At 64.2% G+C, this 17,664-nt stretch carries 17 protein-coding genes; 12 read left to right on the forward strand and 5 right to left on the reverse strand.

The annotated features are described in order from the left end of the window. The first annotated feature begins 1 nt into the window (after position 1). The 3 genes from ACIPV6_RS12490 to ACIPV6_RS12500 are packed head-to-tail and all read left to right on the forward strand — an operon-like array spanning position 2 to position 2,236. Positions 2–592 (forward strand): sigma factor, encoded by a 591-nt coding sequence (locus ACIPV6_RS12490; protein WP_400271186.1) that lies wholly within the window; start codon positions 2–4, stop codon positions 590–592. Then, positions 558–1,244, forward strand: a complete 687-nt coding sequence (locus ACIPV6_RS12495) for an RNA polymerase sigma factor (protein WP_400271263.1) — start codon at positions 558–560, stop codon at positions 1,242–1,244. The genes ACIPV6_RS12490 and ACIPV6_RS12495 overlap by 35 nt, the downstream gene beginning before the upstream one ends. Before the next feature lie 8 nt (positions 1,245–1,252). After that, entirely contained in the window at positions 1,253–2,236 is a 984-nt protein-coding gene (locus ACIPV6_RS12500; RefSeq protein WP_400271187.1) for an aldo/keto reductase, read from the forward strand. Here ACIPV6_RS12500 and ACIPV6_RS12505 read toward each other — a convergent pair. Both ACIPV6_RS12505 and ACIPV6_RS12510 read right to left on the reverse strand, forming a co-directional pair. Continuing rightward, positions 2,203–2,676 carry a hypothetical protein gene (locus ACIPV6_RS12505; protein ID WP_400271188.1) on the reverse strand — a complete coding sequence of 158 codons (474 nt, stop codon included), beginning with the start codon at positions 2,674–2,676 and terminating at the stop codon, positions 2,203–2,205. The genes ACIPV6_RS12500 and ACIPV6_RS12505 overlap by 34 nt on opposite strands. A gap of 77 nt (positions 2,677–2,753) precedes the next feature. Next, positions 2,754–3,845, reverse strand: coding sequence for a DNA polymerase IV (locus ACIPV6_RS12510; RefSeq protein WP_400271189.1), 1,092 nt, complete (start codon positions 3,843–3,845; stop codon positions 2,754–2,756). 171 nt (positions 3,846–4,016) lie between these two features. Between ACIPV6_RS12510 and ACIPV6_RS12515 the strand changes: the two genes are divergently transcribed. Next, a complete protein-coding gene (locus tag ACIPV6_RS12515; RefSeq protein ID WP_400271190.1) occupies positions 4,017–4,643 on the forward strand; it encodes a LysE family transporter in 627 nt (208 codons plus the stop codon). 3 nt (positions 4,644–4,646) lie between these two features. On the opposite strand, the gene ACIPV6_RS12520 is transcribed toward ACIPV6_RS12515, so the two are convergent. Next, positions 4,647–5,630, reverse strand: coding sequence for a LacI family DNA-binding transcriptional regulator (locus ACIPV6_RS12520; RefSeq protein WP_400271264.1), 984 nt, complete (start codon positions 5,628–5,630; stop codon positions 4,647–4,649). Between the two features lie 257 nt (positions 5,631–5,887). On the opposite strand from ACIPV6_RS12520, the gene ACIPV6_RS12525 reads away from it, so the two are divergent. Genes ACIPV6_RS12525 through ACIPV6_RS12535 form a run of 3 tightly spaced genes read left to right on the forward strand, consistent with a single transcriptional unit; the run spans position 5,888 to position 9,287 of the window. Continuing rightward, positions 5,888–6,910 (forward strand): nucleoside hydrolase, encoded by a 1,023-nt coding sequence (locus ACIPV6_RS12525; RefSeq protein ID WP_400271191.1) that lies wholly within the window; start codon positions 5,888–5,890, stop codon positions 6,908–6,910. Beyond that, the gene (locus ACIPV6_RS12530) at positions 6,910–8,343 is read left to right on the forward strand and encodes an MFS transporter (RefSeq protein ID WP_400271192.1); all 1,434 of its coding nucleotides are present in this window, start codon (positions 6,910–6,912) and stop codon (positions 8,341–8,343) included. The genes ACIPV6_RS12525 and ACIPV6_RS12530 overlap by 1 nt, the downstream gene beginning before the upstream one ends. Then, complete coding sequence (locus ACIPV6_RS12535; RefSeq protein ID WP_400271193.1) at positions 8,340–9,287, forward strand: ribokinase; 948 nt, start codon at positions 8,340–8,342, stop codon at positions 9,285–9,287. Before ACIPV6_RS12530 ends, ACIPV6_RS12535 begins: the two co-directional genes overlap by 4 nt. An 80-nt stretch (positions 9,288–9,367) precedes the next feature. Here ACIPV6_RS12535 and ACIPV6_RS12540 read toward each other — a convergent pair whose 3' ends face one another. After that, positions 9,368–9,679, reverse strand: coding sequence for a hypothetical protein (locus tag ACIPV6_RS12540; RefSeq protein WP_400271194.1), 312 nt, complete (start codon positions 9,677–9,679; stop codon positions 9,368–9,370). 99 nt (positions 9,680–9,778) lie between these two features. Here ACIPV6_RS12540 and ACIPV6_RS12545 point away from each other — a divergent pair, with 99 nt between their 5' ends. The 3 genes from ACIPV6_RS12545 to pabB all read left to right on the forward strand — a co-directional run bounded on the left by ACIPV6_RS12545 (position 9,779) and on the right by pabB (position 13,139). Next, positions 9,779–10,387 carry a TetR/AcrR family transcriptional regulator gene (locus tag ACIPV6_RS12545; RefSeq protein ID WP_400271195.1) on the forward strand — a complete coding sequence of 203 codons (609 nt, stop codon included), beginning with the start codon at positions 9,779–9,781 and terminating at the stop codon, positions 10,385–10,387. A gap of 107 nt (positions 10,388–10,494) precedes the next feature. Next, entirely contained in the window at positions 10,495–11,043 is a 549-nt protein-coding gene (locus ACIPV6_RS12550) for a low molecular weight protein-tyrosine-phosphatase (RefSeq protein ID WP_400271196.1), read from the forward strand. Next, entirely contained in the window at positions 11,040–13,139 is a 2,100-nt protein-coding gene (pabB, locus tag ACIPV6_RS12555; RefSeq protein WP_400271197.1) for an aminodeoxychorismate synthase component I, read from the forward strand. The genes ACIPV6_RS12550 and pabB overlap by 4 nt, the downstream gene beginning before the upstream one ends. 23 nt (positions 13,140–13,162) lie before the next feature. Here the strand turns inward: pabB and cls are convergent, their stop codons facing one another. Then, positions 13,163–14,635, reverse strand: coding sequence for a cardiolipin synthase (gene cls, locus ACIPV6_RS12560; protein WP_400271198.1), 1,473 nt, complete (start codon positions 14,633–14,635; stop codon positions 13,163–13,165). Positions 14,636–14,720: 85 nt separating this feature from the next. Here cls and ACIPV6_RS12565 point away from each other — a divergent pair, with 85 nt between their 5' ends. Then, complete coding sequence (locus ACIPV6_RS12565) at positions 14,721–15,662, forward strand: aminodeoxychorismate lyase (RefSeq protein ID WP_400271199.1); 942 nt, start codon at positions 14,721–14,723, stop codon at positions 15,660–15,662. A 238-nt stretch (positions 15,663–15,900) separates the two neighbouring features. Further along, positions 15,901–17,394, forward strand: a complete 1,494-nt coding sequence (locus ACIPV6_RS12570; protein WP_400271200.1) for an amino acid permease — start codon at positions 15,901–15,903, stop codon at positions 17,392–17,394. Positions 17,395–17,664: the final 270 nt, after the last annotated feature.

A 17,664-nucleotide genomic window follows, 5' to 3' on the forward strand; every position in this document is an offset into this window, starting at 1 on the left:
TTTGATCCAGTCCTCGCGGGACACGCGAGTCGAGGACCTGCTGCGCACGCTCGCGCCGCAGGTCCTCGGCGTGCTGGTCCGTAAGCACGGGCAGTTCGATGCCTGCGAGGACGCCGTTCAGGAAGCCCTCCTCGAAGCCGCGCTGCAGTGGCCGTCCGGAATGCCGGATAACCCCAAGGGCTGGCTGTTGTCCGTCGCGTCGCGAAGGCTGATCGACGCCTGGCGCAGCGACTCCGCCCGGCGTGCCCGCGAAGACCGCGTGGCGGCCATGGAGGTCGACGTGACCGTTTCAGCTGCCGACGACACCCTCACCCTCATGTTCCTCTGCTGCCACCCGGCGCTCTCGGCACCGTCGCAGCTCGCCTTGACGCTGCGGGCAGTAGGTGGACTCACGACGGCGGAAATCGCCTCCGCTTTCCTGGTCCCCCGAAGCGACCATGGGACAAAGGATCAGCCGCGCGAAACAAACGATCCAGAAGGCCGGCGGCCGCTTCGAGCAACCGGCACCCTCCGAGCGGAAGGCGAGGCTCGGCGTCGTACTTCAGGTCCTGTACCTGATCTTCAACGAAGGTTACGCCGCCAGTTCCGGTGAGTCGCTGCAGCGTGAGGACCTGACGACGGAGGCGATCCGGTTGACCCGCCTGCTGGTTGCCGCGGTGCCGGGTGAACCGGAAGCTGGGGCGCTGCTGGCCCTGATGCTGCTCACGGATTCCCGCCGCGCTGCTCGAGCTCTGCCGGATGGGACGCCGGTGCCGCTGGCCGAGCAGGACCGGAGTCTCTGGAATGGCAGGCAGATCACGGAGGGAATTGCGTTGCTGACCTCCGTCCTGGGCCGTGGGCGTCCCGGTCCATATCAACTGCAGGCCGCGATCGCCGCTGTCCATGCGGAGGCGGCCTCTGATGCGGAGACGGACTGGTCGCAGATCGTGGCGCTGTACACGGTCTTGGAAGCTCTGGCCCCCAGCCCTGTGGTGACGTTGAACCGGGCCGTCGCCGTGGCGCGTGTCGAGGGGCCGGCTGTGGCGTTGAAGCTGCTGGAAGGGCTGGATTCCGCACTGGGCCGTGGGCACCGGCTGGACGCCGTGCGCGGGCACTTGCTGGAGCTGGCCGGGCTGCCTGACGAGGCCCGTTCTGCGTACCTCTCAGCCGCTAAGAAAACCGGGAGCCTGCAGGAGCGTCGCTATTTGATGGGGAAGGTGGCGGATTTGGACGCCGCTCAAAACAACGGCGGCGACAACATATAGTCGAACGCATGGAACAGCGCATTCTTGGCAAAACCGGCCGGTCCGTTTCCACCGTTGGACTGGGCACCTGGCAGCTCGGGGCCGACTGGGGCTCCGTCACGGAAGAGGACGCAGTAGCGGTCCTTGAGACCTCTGTGGAAGAGGGCGTCAACTTCTTCGACACCGCCGATGTCTACGGTGACGGCCGGAGCGAGCAGATCATTGGCCGCTTCCTCGGCATCAACCCGGACCTCAACATCACCGTGGCCACCAAGATGGGCCGCCGAGTGGACCAGGTCCCCGAGAACTACACGCTGGCCAACTTCCGTACCTGGACCGACCGTTCGAGGCGCAACCTGCAGCAGGACACCCTGGACCTGGTCCAACTGCACTGCCCACCCACCGCGGTCTATAGCCGGGCCGAAGTGTACGACGCCCTGGACACCCTGGTCAGCGAAGGGGCCATCCGCAACTACGGCGTGAGCGTCGAGCGCATGGACGAAGCCCTCGAAGCGATCAAGCGCGGCAACACGGCCACCGTGCAGATCATCCTCAATGCCTTCCGACTCAAGCCCCTCGACGAGGTACTTCCGGCGGCGCGCGAAGCGGGCGTGGGCATCATCGCCCGCGTGCCGCTGGCCTCGGGTTTGCTCTCCGGAAAGTACACCACGGAGACGACGTTTGCCGAGGACGATCACCGGAACTACAACCGTTCAGGCGAGGCCTTCGATGTCGGGGAGACCTTCTCGGGCGTCGACTTCGCCACCGGTGTCAAGGCCGCGCAGGAGTTCAGCCAGCTGGTTCCCGACGGCGTCACCACCTCACAAGCGGCCCTCGCCTGGGTCATCGCGCAGGACGGCGTCACCTCCGTCATTCCCGGGGCGCGTTCGGCTGAGCAGGCCGCTGCCAATGCCGAAGCTGGTTCGTTGTCTTCCCTCGGGGCGGGGCTCTCCGCGGGAGTGCTCAAGATCTACGATCGCTACTTCCGCGAAGCGATCCACCCGCGCTGGTAGGCGGCAGGCCGGCGTCGAACGTTCACGCCGCCGGCCCGGCTGCTCATCACGTCAGCCAAAGTGGCAGCCATCAGCCCTAAGGTCAGTGGTGATGTGCCGCCGTTGACGAACGCCATCGCAAACAGGTTCGTCCTGGTGATGTGGATTGCCTCGTAGAACACCAGCGACAGAACCGCCGTGGCGACAAGGGCAGCCGACGCCAGAATCTTTGTGGCGCGATCGTTGGCAACCCTGCGGTAGACCATGACAGCCATGAAGGCGACCAGCAGGATAGCCAGCTGCAGTTCCCACGGATACCGCTGGGCGATATTGATGGACGGGACGCCGCCGAAGTCGAACAGGAACCCCTTCGAGATTCCTTCCGATTGCAGGGTGAGATAGCCGACCACTAACACCAGCAAAACGGCCAAGATGGGCGTGAAAATCTTCGTTTTCTGCATTTTCCCTCCAAACGCATGGCGGGAACCCCACGCCGAGAATAGTTCGATCGCGCACAGCATTCAAGGTTGGCGCCGATTTACCAGCCGCTGCGTGTGGGGGTGTGGCCTTGGCGGGCGCCGTCGGGCATGGCCATTTCTGCCCTGAGTCCGAGCAGGCGGATGGGCCTGTCCGGTTCCATTTTGCCGGTGAGGTTCAAGGCTTGGGTGAGGACTTCGTCGCGGTCGAAGGTCTCCGGAATCTTCTTCGCGTAGGTCTTGGTGAAGAACGGCTTGTAGCGGACTTTGAGTGTCAGGCCAACCACCGGGCGCCCCTCGGCGGCAACATCTTCGAGGACCCGGGCGGTGAGTTCCTTGATGGCGTCCTCGATTTGGACCGCCTCTGTGAGGTCCTGCTGAAAGGTGGTTTCGCGGCCGTGGGCGCGGGCAACCCACGGGGTATCGTCCACCTCCGTGGCGCCATCTCCCCGCCCGAGTTGCGCATACCACGGCCCCATCTTCGGACCGAACTCCTGAACCAGGTCATCCGGGTCGGTGGCGGCGAGTTCGTTGACGGTAGTGATGCCGTGGGCCGCGAGCCTCTTGGAAATCTTGGGTCCGACTCCCCAGAGCCCGATGGTCGGTTTGTCCCCCATAACTTCGAGCCAGTTCTCCTTGGTCAGACGGAAAATGCCGGCGGGTTTGCCGAAGTCGGTGGCGTTCTTGGCGCGGACCAGGTTGTCACCGATGCCGACGCTGCAGTGTAGTTGCGTGTTTTCAAGGACTGCCGCTTGGATTTGTTTGGCATAGGCCTCGGGATCCTCCGTGGTGACCCCCACGAAGGCTTCGTCCCAGCCGAGGACCTGGACGGTGGCACCGGGTTGCTCGCGGAGGGTTTGCATGACGACCTCCGATGCCGCGAGGTACGCCTGGTGATCGACCGGAAGAATGATCGCGTCAGGGACTTTGCGGGCCGCGATGCGCAGCGGCATACCCGACCCGACGCCGAAAGCCCTCGCTTCATAGGATGCCGTGGAAACCACTGCCCGTTCCGTCGGATCTCCCCGACCACCCACAATGAGGGGTTTCCCGGCGAGTTCAGGCCGCCGCAGGATTTCGACGGCAGCGATGAACTGGTCGAGATCGACGTGCAGGACCCACGGGATTCCGCTCACGGGATTAGTCTGCCCCATTGCTGGCTGGCTTGGCTGTACCTCCACGACCTTCTTTGGGATACCCAGCGGCGGAAATCAACCTGATTGGGGTGCATTCCGTGGCTGGCGCCGGCAAAGTGGGTCGTGGCGGTACGCAGGCCCGGCCTAGAGGCCCAGTCCAGACCACCCACCTCACCGGCATAAGCTGAGATGGTGCAATTTTCCCTTTGGCTGGCCTTGGTTGGTGCCGGCACCCTGATCAGTTTCACTCCCGGCGCCGGGGCAATCTTTACCATGAGCAACTCGCTCAATTCGGGGTTCCGACGCTCCATTTGGGGCATCCTTGGCCAGCAGGTGGCTTTGGTCATCCACATCGTGATCGTTGCCCTCGGCGTGGGAGTCTTGGTTTCCAATTCGCCGCTGATCTTCAACGTCATCCGCTACGCCGGTGCCGCCTACCTCGTGTACTTGGGCATCCGGCAGTTCCTCCACAAACCTGATCTGGACAAGGAAGAAGTCCAGGACAAGAAGAACGAGCCGGCACTCTCCATGTTCCAACGCGGTATCTGGGTGAACCTGCTGAATCCCAAGGCGATCGTGTTCTTCCTGGCGTTCATGCCCCAGTTCATCCGCCCGGACCAGCCCTTGGTGCAGCAATACGTGGTGCTAACGGTAACTGTGCTGGCCATCGACATAATGGTGATGTGGTTCTTCTTCGCCCTCGCCGCCCGGTCATTCCAGCGCTTCACCCACAACGAGCATGGCCAGAAGGTCCTGAACCGCATCTTCGGCTGCCTCTTCGTCCTGGTGGGCATCCTGCTGGCGGTCATCCACTAACGCTCAGCCGGAAACCGTGGATCCGCGCACCACCAATGAGCTCTCCAGCGTCACGTGGGGCTCAGTCAACGGCACCCCTTCCATGAGTCCCCTCAGTTGCTCCCCAGCCTTGCGTCCCAAGGGGGTCGCCGGCAAGTGCACGCTGGTAAGGCCCGGATGGCTCGTGGCGGAATACGGCAGGTCGTCGAAGCCGGCGACGGCCAGCTCACCCGGGATGCGCACACCCTCCACCCGCGCTTCCTGCAGCACGCCATAGGCGTGCGTATCGGTGCCACAGACGACGGCGGTCACCCCCTCACGCTGCCACGCAGGCCACGCTTCGGCAAAGGCAGCCGCGGCAGCCCCGACGTCGATCGATGTGCTGATGATGTGCTCCTCAGAAACAGCAAGCCCGCAGGCTAAAGCTTCGTCAAGGAACGCCTCGCGCCGAAGTTGGAAGGTGGCCGTTCCTGTGATGCCGTCCACGTACGCAGTCCGGGTGTGCCCCGCCGAAGCCAGGTGCCGCGCAAGCTCACGGGCACCTTGGGCGACGTCGAGGTTCACCGAAGGGGCGTACGATTCCAGGCCCGGTGCATCGAGCAGGACCAACGGTCCTGCCGCAGACAGGTCCTGGAGGAATTCCGCGCTGGGGGCACCAACAAGAAGCCCGGCCGGCCGGAGCGCAAGGAGTTTCCGCACGTCATCGGCCTGCGGCGACTCGCCGGCATCCGTGACGGAGAGCAGCAACTGGTACTCGGAGCCCAGGGATTCCCGCACGCCTGCGATCACGTTGGCGAAGAAGGGGTTGGACACGTCAGGAGTTACGAGAATGACAATCGAGCTGACCCCGCGGGCCAACGAACTGCCGATGCTGTCCACAATGTAGCCAAGTTCGGCGATGGCGGTCCGGACACGCGAAATGTTGTCCTCGGACACGCGACCCTGGGTCTTCCCGTTGGCCACCAGCGAGACTGTCGCCGTCGAGACCCCTGCACGGGCGGCAACCATTGCCGCCGTGACTCGTGGCGCGCGTTTGCCGAGGTGATCCGGGGTATCCATGCATCGATCTTAACGTTGTTGCACCCGCCTCGCGCAGTTCATGGCATCAAGCGCTTGACGTTCTTCACGTTAAGCGTTTGACGTAACCCGGAAAGAGGTGCCATGATTCCCCTGAATGCTTAGCGCCCTGTCCGGCGCCGGCGCTGCGCCAAGGCGCTGAGTCACCGAAGCCCAAACCGGACAGGCCCCAATGACGTGGAGAGAACGTGGAAACGAACACCCGCAAAAAGATCATTCTTGATTGCGACCCCGGCCATGACGACGCAGTGGCATTGCTGCTGGCTCACGGCAACCCTGACATCGAACTGCTGGCCGTGACCACCGTCGTGGGCAACCAGACCCTCGAAAAGGTCACCCGCAACGCGCTTTCCGTAGCCACGATCGCGGGCATCACGGGCGTTCCCTTCGCTGCCGGTTGCGACCGCCCCCTGGTCCGGACCATCGAAACAGCACCGAGCATCCACGGCGACTCCGGCATGGACGGCCCGGAGCAGCCCGAGTCCGCCATCGAGCTGGACCGGCGCCACGCCGTCGACCTCATCATCGAAACTGTCATGGCGCACGAGCCGGGCACGGTCACCCTCGTTCCTACCGCGGGCCTGACCAACATCGCCATGGCCGCCCGCAAAGAGCCGCGCATCGTGGAGCGCGTGAAGGAAGTCGTCCTCATGGGCGGCGGCTACCACGTTGGCAACTGGAGCGCGGTGGCAGAGTTCAACATCATCATCGACCCCGAGGCCGCCCACATCGTGTTCAACGAGAAGTGGCCCGTGGTGATGGTGGGCCTGGACCTCACGCACCAGGCGCTGGCCACGGACGAGGTGGTCGAGAACATCGCAAAGATCGGTACCAAGCCGGCCAAGTTCGTCCTTGAACTGATGGAGTTCTTCAAGAAAACCTACAAGGATGCCCAAGGCTTCGACTTCCCGCCGGTGCACGATCCCTGCGCCGTCGCCTACGTCATCGATCCCACGGTCATGACCACCCGCAAGGTCCCCGTGGACATCGAACTGCAGGGCAAGCTCACCCTCGGCATGACCGTCGCCGACTTCCGCGCGCCCGCCCCAGAGGACTGCCACACCTCGGTTGCCGTGGACCTGGACCACAAGAAGTTCTGGGATTTGGTCACTGACGCGATCGAACGGATCGGCGAACCAACGCTCCACGGCGGCACCCCCGCAAGTGCGCAGGTCACCGCCGGAAACCTCGTCACGGAAGAGGCAAAGTAATGACCACGTCCACAACAGCCAAGGGGAACGTCACCGCCCTCATGGTCGCCCTGCTGGCAGCCTGCGTAGCTTTCCAGCTCAACGCCTCCATGCTCAGCCCGGCACTCGTGACCATGGGCAACGAGCTCCAGACAGACCAGGCAACCATCGGCCTTTCGCAGACCTGGTTCTTCACGGCCGCAGCCCTGTTCTCCCTGTTCCTTCCGCGCCTCAGCGACATTATTGGCCGCAAGAAGATCCTGCTGGGAATGATGGTCCTGATGGCCGTCGGTTCGGTCATCGCCGCCCTGGCTCCGGATGTGACCTGGCTGTTCGTCGGCCGCATCATCCAAGGAGTCAGCGGCCCCACCGTCCCGCTCTGCCTCATCATGCTCCGCTCCGCGGTGAGCAACCCGCGCAAGTACGGCGCACTCATGGGCCTCATTACGGCGGTCAACGGTGGCGTGGCCGGCGTCGACTCCTTCGTGGGCGGCTACTTCGCTGAGAACTTCGGCTTCCGCAGCATCTTCTGGCTCATGGTTGCCTTGGCTGTCGTGGCAACGGCCCTGATCGCGTTCCTGGCCAGCGAGAGCAAGCCCGCCGCGGGCACCACCATGGACTGGCTCGGCGTGTTCTTCATCGTCATCGCCGTGGGCGCCCTGCTCACCGCCCTGAACGAGGGCTCCAAGCTCGCCACGGCGTTCGACGGCGGCATCCTGGCCCTCGCCGTCGGCCTCACCGTCGTCGCCGTGGCCGCGTTCGCCGCGTTCTGGGCCGTCGAGAAGCGCGCCAAGCAGCCGATGGTGGAAACCGTGCACCTGCGTCAGCGCTCCACGTGGGCTCCCCTGCTGACCACTACCCTGACCATGACCGGCATCTTCGCGGTGATCAACGGCATTGTCCCGGCGTTCGTGCAGGCGGCGGATCCGGGCTTCGGCGTCGGCCCCACGGAAATGTCCCTCATGATCCTGACGCCTTACGCACTGCTGGGGTGGGTCTTCGGTCCGATCAGCGGCCGCCTCGCCCCGGTGCTTGGCTACACCAAGGTGCTTCGCATCGGCCTTATCGGCAGCCTCGTTGCCCTAGCAATCATCGCGTTGTTCGGGCTCAACAACCTCCCGATGATGATCGTTGGCACGGCCTTGCTGGGCATCATGTACGCAGGTACCGTCAACATCATGCTGAACGGACTTGGCGTGGTCCTCTCCCCGAAGGGCAATCCCGGCTTCCTGCCCGGCATGAACGCGGGCGCCTTCAACCTGGGCGCAGGGCTCAGTTTCCTGGTCCTGCCTGCCGTCCTGGTGGCGACCTCAGCGCTGGGTGACGCCAAAGCGTCCTACCTGACCGTCGTCGTCGTTGGTTTTGCCATCACCTTCGCTGCGTTCGCGGCGTCGCTGCTGATCCCGAAGCCCGTCGACGCCGAGGTGACCGAAGACCAAGAGGTGGCTGCGTGAGCAAGTCCGGAATCGTCGTCGTCGGTTCGCTCAACGCGGACTTGACCATCTACACCGAGCGGCTCCCGCAGCCCGGCGAGACAGTTCACGGCAACGGCTTCGCCGTGAACCCGGGCGGCAAGAGCGCCAACCAGGCAGTGGCTGCGAGCAAGCTGGGCGGCGAAGTGGCGCTGATCGGTGCCGTAGGCGATGACCCCAACGGCACCATGCTCCTTGAATCGACGGCGGGTGCCGGCGTCGACGTTTCGCGCGTCCGCCGTTCGGACACAGCAACCGGCGTGGCCGTCATTTCTGTGGACGCGAACGGCGAGAACAGCATCATCATCTCTGCAGGCGCCAACGGCACGTTGTCCCCGATGGACATCGACTTTGATGCCTTCCGCGACGCGGCTGTGGTGTGCCTTTGCTTGGAGGTTGGCATCGATACGGTGGTGGCAGCCGCCCAGGCCGGGCACGACGCCGGAGCAACGGTCCTGCTTAACCTCTCTCCCTACGCTGAGGTGCCTGGGTTGTTGGCGGAGTTGAGCGATGTGCTGCTGGTGAACGCCCATGAGGCAGCCTTGTTCCTTGGTTCCGAGGCGGGTATCCCGGATGCTGACGCATACGCCGAGGCGTGGGAGCCGGTGCGCAGCCAGTTCGCCGACCGCGGCCTGCAGCGTGTACTCGTGACGCTGGGCTCGCAGGGTTCGGTGGTTTTGGATTCGCTGGCCGTTGGTTCCCAGGATCAACTCACGCGGATCGCTCCCACCCGGGTCTCCGCCGTGGACACCACCGGCGCCGGCGACGCCTTCACGGGTGCCGTGGCCGCACGCCTGGCTGCGGGTGATTCACTGGCCGATGCCGCGTCCTTCGCTTCCGTGGCCGCAGCCCTCGCCGCCACGAGGAAGGGCACCCAAGCGGCGTACGCAAACCTCGAGCAAGTCGAGGCTGCGCGCACGTCCTGACCCAGCGCACCCCGCCCAACTAGGGGACAGCACATGTCCTACTGAGACCTCAGTGGAACGTGTGCTGTCCCCTACTTGGGTTAAGCGGAGTTGCGGGCTGCTCGTTGTGCGGCGCGTTCTACGGCCCTACGGGAAAGGTGCCCCAGGCCTGCCATGAGTCGCGGGACCACCACATACACGGCCATCGGGACCACGAGCGCCGTCAACAGGAGCGCCCGGAACACGGGGTGCCACGGTTCCATGATCGGGCCAAGGGCGAGCATGCCGATCGAAACCAGCGGGAAGATCGCGAGCCAGGTGATGAGGGCGCGGCTGTGGATCGAGGGCATCGGCGGACGGGCCGGCGCGGCGCCGGGTGCGGCAGTGGTTTCGGGTGCGGCAGGGGTGGTCATCTAATTCTCCAACCAGATAGTTGCAATTGGCTTGGGACAACCATAACCGCGCATCGAAACAATTACAACCACCTAGTTGGAAACTGGTAATATGTCCCTATGGCGTGGGACACGGAACGGACCAAGGGACTACTGCTGGAGGCTGCAACGTCCGAATTCTGTGCGCGCGGATTGGCCGGGGCCCGCATCGACCGGATCGCCACGGAGGCCGGGGTCAACAAGGAACGGATCTACCAGTACTTCGGCAACAAGAACGCCCTCTTCGACGCCGTAATCGTCAACGCCCTGAGCACGCTGATGGACGAGGTCCCCATCGAAGGCGCGGGTCCTGAGGCCATGGCAGACTATGCCGGGCGGCTCTTCGACCATCACCAAAAGGACGCTACCGCCCCACGCCTCTTGTTCTGGGAAGGCCTCGAGCGGGGAACCGAAGTGGTGGGACTGCCCAAGCGGATGGCCAACTGCGCTTCCAAAGTGAACAGCACCATCACCGCTCTTCCGGGGGTCTCACGGGAGGACGCCGGAGACCTCCTCATCACCATCGTGAGTCTCTGCGACTCCGCGCCCGTGCTGCCCGCGCTGGACGGACTGATGGTTGGCGATGAGCCGGGCAGGGCGCAAAAGCGGCGTGCCGCCGTCGTACGGACCGTCTACCTGGCTGCCTCCGCGCTGGCCGCCGAAGCAGCGGAGAGTACGTCGGTTTCCTAGGGTCCACTACCACTTGTCACCCCGTATGACAGATTAGTCACTGAAAATGACTTTCGTGTGGACTAACCCACTAGCCAAGCAGGGCCTCCATGAATCATGCTTGCTCCATGTACTCAACGACGAGCCCATACCGCATCATTACGGTCTGCACCGGAAACATCTGCCGCTCCCCCATGGCAGCACTCATGCTGGCCGAAGCCTTCGAAGCGGAGGGGCTCGGCGACCTGGTTGAAGTGGACTCCGCAGGCACCACAGGGTACGAGGTGGGGCACCCCATTGACCCCCGCGCAGCCCGCGTCCTGGCAGCCCAACACATAGCCTCCGAGGACCATGTCGCCCGTGAATGGCGGCGCGAATGGTTCTCCGAACGCCACCTCATCCTTGCGCTGGACGTTGACCATTTCGGCTGGCTCCAGGAAGGCGCACCGGACCACGAATCGTTGGAAAGAGTCCGGATGTTGCGGAGCTTCGACCCCCTCATGGCAGGCCGGAGTTCCCTCGACTTGGGCATTGAGGACCCCTGGTACGGCGGCCACACCGACTTCGACAACACGTGGACCCTCATCAAGGGCGCACTGCCCGGAATCGTGCGCCATGTCAAGGCAGCGCTGGCCAACCAAGGAAGCGAGCACCAGCAGGTAACCTCTATGTCATGACCCCTGCACCCGTGATCATTGCTGTCGACGGGCGGTCCGGCGCAGGCAAAACAACGCTCGCCGTCGAGTTGGCCGCACGCCTTCGGGAGCACCACAAGGTATCCCTGTTCCACCTCGAGGACATCTACCCGGGATGGAACGGGCTGGCAACGGGCATCGAACGTTATGTGGACACCGTCCTTGGGCCGCTCCGTGACGGCCAAGCCGCCGAATGGGTCAGCTGGGACTGGGAAAACCACGCGGACGGTCGGGCGCAAGTCACGCTGCCCGCGGAAATCGTCATTGTCGAGGGCGTCGGTGCCGCCGCCGAAGCCGCCCGGCCCATGCTGGACGCCGTTGTGTGGGTGGAGTCGCCGGGTGAGGACCGCCGTCGTCGGGCGTTGGACCGGGACGGCGGCACCTACGAGCCATTTTGGGACACGTGGGCCGCGCAGGAAGACGCCTGGCTAACTACGGATCCCGTCGCCGAGGCCGCAGACATTCGCGTGCAGAACTCCGCCGACGGCAGCGCCCCGACCGATGTCCTGCAGGCCATGACGTACCTTTCACCGCTGGCCGGCCTCCTGTCACCGGAGCTGAGCGCCCGGCGCGGCCTCCGGCTCCGATCTGAGATGATCCCGGCATCCCCTGATGCCGAGGCGCTGTTCCACGAGTTGTACGGTTCCTCGGACAACGCCGTCTGGCTGGACTCCTCCAACGCGGCGACGGCGATCACGGGTGGAACGCAGGCCGCCTCTCGCAGCCGCTTCAGCATCCTAGCGGACGACGGCGGGACGTTCGGCCAGTCCGTCCGGCACTGTTCGGGGATTACCTCGGTAACGGCCGGCTCGGCCACCGTCAGGACATCAGGACCGTTCTTCCGCTGGCTGGATACGGTCTGGGGCCGCCGCGCCGTGCGTGCCCCCGAGGGATACGACGGCCAGTTCACCCTCGGCTGGCTCGGCTACCTAGGCTACGAACTCAAACGGGAAACGGGCGGTAACGACATCCGCGCGGACACCCCTGACTCGGCCCTGCTGTTCGCCGGACGTGCCGTGGTCCTGGATCACCGGGAGCACACCGTATGGCTGCTCGCCCTGGACGCGCCCGACGCCGATGCCTGGTTCAGCGCGGCCCGCACCGCCGTCGCGGCTGCTTCGGCAGGACACGGCGGGGGTGTGCATCCAGCCACGGTCCATCCAGGCCACGGACGCCGTGCGGCAGGCGTCCCCATAACGCCAGGCGGGCAGGCCGCCGTCGTGGGTTCCGCGTTCGAGTGCCGCGACTCCGCCACCGACTACAAGCGCAAGATCGGCGAAGCCCAGCATGAAATCGGCGAGGGCAACTCGTACGAAATCTGCCTCACCACCACGCTTGAGGCGTCGGCGGGAGAGCTGGATCCGTGGCAGGCCTACCTGGCGTTGCGGCGCCGGAACCCGGCACCGTTCGCCAGCTTCCTGCGGTTCGGCGGCTTGGCTATTGCCAGCACCTCGCCGGAGCGTTTCCTTCGGATCCTGTCCGACGGCGGCATGCGCGCCGAACCGATCAAGGGCACCCGGCGCCGGTCCACCGATGATGGCGAAGACATCCGATTGCGGCACGAGTTGGAGGCCTCACTCAAGGACCGCGCCGAGAACATCATGATCGTTGACCTGCTGCGGAACGACCTCAGCCACTATGCCGTGCCTGGTTCGGTGACTGTGAGCAGGCTGTGCGCGATCGAAAGCTACGCCACCGTGCACCAGATGGTCAGCACCATCGACGCCCAGCTGAGGCCCGGAGCTCCACGCGCCGAAGCCGTTGCCGCCGCGTTCCCCGCCGGTTCCATGACGGGTGCACCGAAGATCAGCACCATGGACATCCTCGATCGACTGGAGGCTGGCCCGCGCGGGGTCTACTCGGGTGCCGTGGGCTATTTCTCGATGAACGCTGCGACGGACCTCGCGGTGGTGATCCGCACGCTGGTGGTCAATCCCGACGGCGGTGGCGGACGCACGCTGAGCTTGGGAGTTGGCGGGGCCATCACGGCCGATTCGACGCCGGACGACGAGTACGAGGAAATCCGGACCAAGGCGTTCGGTGTGCTCTCGACGCTGGGTGTGGAGTTCCCCTCCTAGCGGGATCCTGGCCTCCTGGCCGGTTACTGGAGGGTCGCGGTCAGCCTCGCCACGTTATCCACATACTTGGCCAGCGGGGGCCTGTGCACCCAATCCTCGAGGGTAAGCTCACGGGACACCTCGCGATATGTGGATTCCACGGCCCGCATGAGGTCCACGGTTTCGGAGCCCAGGAGCATCACTGAAACCTCCATGTTCAAGGAGAAGGAGCGCATGTCCATGTTGCTGGAACCCAGGACGGCCACCTCGTCGTCGATGGTGAAGTGCTTGGCGTGGAGGACGTACGGGGCACGGTACAGGTAGATGCGGACACCGGCGTCCAGCAGGGCTTCGTAATAGGAACGCTGGGCGTGATGGACCAGGAACTGATCGCCCTTCTCGGACACGAACAGCTCCACGTCCACTCCGCGCTGGGCAGCCGTCGTGATTGCGTAGAGCAGGGAATCGTCCGGGACGAAGTACGGGCTGCAGATGGAGATCCGGTGCTGCGCAGAGTAGATCAGGGTGTTGAACAGGCGCAGGTTGTTCTCCGTTGAGAACCCGGGGCCACTGGGGATCACCTGTGCCGTGACGTGCCCGGGGTTGGGCTCTGTGGGCAGTCGTAGCTGGTCCTCCAAGGACTCGTCCGTTTCGCTGAGCCAGTCCGTTGCGAAAACGACGTTGAGCGTTGGGACGATCGGCCCTTCCAGACGGGCCATCAGCTCAATCCATTGGCGGCCCGCCCTGCGGTGCTTGGGGTTGTTATATGACGGTTCGATGAGGTTCTGCGATCCCGTGAAGGCCAGCGTGCCATCGATCACCAGGATCTTCCGATGGTTACGGAGGTCGGGCCGGCGCCACTGGCCGTGGATGGGCAGCAGCGGCAGCATGGGCCTCCACTGGATCTTGCTGGCCTTGAGCCTTCGCACCAAGCGGCCGTACCCCCTGATCCGGAGCGTGCCGATGTGGTCAAAGAGCAGCCGGACCGTAACTCCGCGTTCGGCCGCTTTCTCCAGCTCAGTCAGCAACCCGTCCGTCACTGAGTCGCTGCTCATGATGTAGAACTCCGCGTTGACGTAGCTCGTGGCACTCTTGATTGCCTCGGTCATCGCTTTGATGGATTCCTGGTAGCCGGGAATGAGCTCCACCTTGTTGCCGTCCACCATTGGCAGCGAGCCGAGCCGGTGGTTCAGTTCGCTGGCAGACTTCACCCATTCCGGGCCGGAGTACACGCTGGCCGGGTCCGCCAACTCCGAGGTGACCGAACGTACCCGATGGTTGACGGCTTCCTGTTGTTCCCGCCTGCGCTTGGACAATTTGAAGTTGCCGAACAGCAGGAACAGCACGAACCCCACGGATGGCACCAGGAAGACGGCAAGGAGCCAAGCCATGGCTGTAGTTGGCCGACGGTTGCCGGGGATGATGCCCAGCAGGATGATGCGCATGATGACTTCCGCGATGGCCCACACACCCAGAAGCCATGTCCACTCAGGGCCAAGCGGAAACGGAAAAAGCACTCGAGAAACCCCCACGGTCCAACAACCAACGTTGACCACAGCCTATCCGCCAGCCCGCGCGGGACGGCGCCACTAAGCTGGGAACATGACTTCTCCAGCGCCGACGGTCCTCGTTTTCCTTGATCCCGCCTTCGAAAACGGCCGGATTGCCGATTCCAGCCAACCCCAACTCATGGCTACGGACCTGGGAGCAACCCGCGGCGATGGAGTCTTTGAATCGCTCCTGGCAGTCCAGGGCCGGCCGCGCAAAGTCCAGGCGCACCTGAACCGTTTGGGCAGTTCCGCAGCGGCACTGGACTTGGCCCTTCCTGACCAGGAATCGTGGCGCAAGGCCATCGGGACCGCAATCACCGAGTTCCGTTCCACGCACCCCGCTCCGACGCCGGAAGAGGACGAGGTAGTCGTCAAGCTGCTGGTCACCCGGGGTGTGGAGGGCGCCACGAGCCCCACCTGCTGGGTCCAGGCTTCGCCCTCACCCGCGGGCAGCCGCCGACAGCGGGAGACGGGTATCGACGTCGTTCTTCTTGACCGCGGTTTCGACACGGAGGCCGGCGAGCGCGCGCCTTGGCTGCTGCTGGGTGCCAAGACGCTGTCCTATGCCGTGAACATGGCCGCCCTCCGGTACGCCCACAAACAGGGCGCGGACGATGCCATCTTCACTTCGACGGATGGTCGCGTCCTGGAAGGCCCGACGTCCACTGTGCTGCTGGCCCACTTGGAGACAGTCGACGACGGCGACGGTTCATTCCGTACGGTCCGTCGCCTCATCACCCCGCAACTGGACAGCGGCATCCTGCCGGGTACGTCGCAAGGCGCGTTGTTCGCAGCGGCGAAGGCTGCAGGCTGGGAGCTCGGCTACGGGCCGCTGGAGCCGCAGGACCTGTTTGACGCCGATGCTGTGTGGCTGATTTCCAGCATCCGGCTGATCGCGCCCGTGAACCACATCAATGGCAAGGAGATCGGTTCGCCGGCCATTCGCAAGCAGCTGACGGCCGAACTCAACGAGTTGTTCGCCGGCATCGAGTAGACCGTGGGTGAGGACTGCCCGCTTGGAACTTAGCAGGCAGCAAGTAGAGTAATCGCTCGCGTTACCTTTTGATGAGGAACTCTTATGCTCAGCAATAGCTGCCGCATGCGTTCATTCGCGTTTCTTATCCTCCTTGAACCGGGTCGTCCCCATGTGATGAACCTTGTTCTCGTGTTAGTTGGGTCACTCCACACTGGCACTGCCTTCAGACTTTGCCGTCTAACTTCCCGGAGGGAATATGGGACTCAGCTCCCCCACACAAGCCGAAACATCGGCAACCGAGGTGTCCTCGGAAAAAGGCGCCTCCACCGCAGGCCTTCGCCGGTCCATGGAGGCCCGGCACTTGGTGATGATTGCCATGGGAGGCGTCATCGGCTCAGGCCTGTTCGTCAGTTCCGGGTACACCATCGCCACCGCCGGGCCGCTGGGAGCCGTGATCGCGTTCCTTGTAGGCGCCCTGGTGGTCTACCTGGTCATGGCCTGCCTCGGGGAACTCGCCGTTGCGTTCCCTGTTTCCGGCGCCTTCCACATCTACGCTGCCCGGACCATCGGGCCTGCCACCGGTTTTGCCACGGCCTGGCTCTACTGGCTCTGCTGGGCCGTGGCCCTCGGCTCCGAGTTCACTGCGGCTGGGCTGCTAATGCAACGCTGGTTCCCCGGGGTCGACGTCTGGATCTGGTGCTTCGTGTTCGCCACCGTCCTGTTCACACTGAATGCCATTTCATCGCGGGTCTTTGGCGAATCGGAGTTCTGGTTCGCGCTGATCAAGGTTGCCGCCGTCGTCGGCCTGATCATCCTGGGCGGCGCCGCCCTGTTTGGCTTCCACCCGATGGCCGCCGGTGATTATCCGTCCCTGACCGAGAACTTCTCCACGGATCAGGGGTTGTTCCCCAACGGCTTCACGGGCGTGTTCGTGACGTGCCTCGCGGTCTTCTATGCTTTCTCGGGCTCGGAACTGATCGGGGTCGCTGCCGGTGAAACGGCCGACCCCGCCAAGAACATCCCCAAAGCCATGCGCACCACGGTCATCCGGCTCCTGATCTTCTTCGTCGGTGCCATCACTGTCATCGCCGCCACCATCCCCTATGAGAAAGTGAGCGTGGACGAGAGCCCGTTCGTCACCGTCTTCTCCATGCTTGGGATTCCGTTCGCCGCGGACATCATGAACTTCGTCATCATCACGGCGTTGTTGTCGGCGGGCAACTGCGGCCTGTTCTCCTGTGCCCGGATGCTCTTCTCGCTCGCTGACGAAGGCCACGCACCCAGGGCCTTCCGGAAACTAACAAAGAGGGGCATCCCGCTCGTGGCCCTCTGCGTGAGCATGCTCGGTGGCCTGGCTTCCCTGATCAGCAGCATCGTGGCCCCGGCGACGGTGTACTTGGTGCTGGTGTCCATCGCAGGCTTCGCCACTGTGGGTGTGTGGATGTCCATCGTGGCATCCCACTTCATGTACCGGCGGACCTTCGTGCGGAACGGCGGCGACCCTTCCACCCTCGCCTACCGGGCACCGTTGTTCCCGCTGGTGCCGATCGTGGCCTTCGCGCTCTGCGTGGTCTCGTTGGTGGGCATCGCGTTCGACCCCAACCAGGTGGCCGCCCTGCTGTTCGGCGTCCCCTTTGTTGGCGCCTGTTACGGCTTCTTCTACTTCAAGTACGGACGACGGCGGAAGCTCGCCCTGGTGGGCACGGAGAAGGACCTGGAGGCTGCGGCGAAGGAGCAAGTGGACTCCTGACCTTCCGGGCTGCGGAAAAGGACCAAGTAGGCTCCCGACGTTGCCAGCCCAAACCAAGCTCTGCGGAGCATGGGCTTTCTTCGCTGCGAAGCAGCCCCTGTGCAACCTTTCCAGGTTGTGCAGGGGCTGATGCTGTTTGAAGCAAGGCCACTACACCACTGAATGCGTGCCGCCACGACCCACTTTGCTGCAGAAAATGCCCAACACGCCGGGAAACCTCGGCTTTGAGGCGCGGTCGGCGCCCAAAGAAGGTCGTGGCCGCACACCCCT

Origin of the sequence: Paenarthrobacter sp. NPDC089988, assembly GCF_044748465.1 — a bacterium.
Lineage (GTDB): Bacteria > Actinomycetota > Actinomycetes > Actinomycetales > Micrococcaceae > Arthrobacter.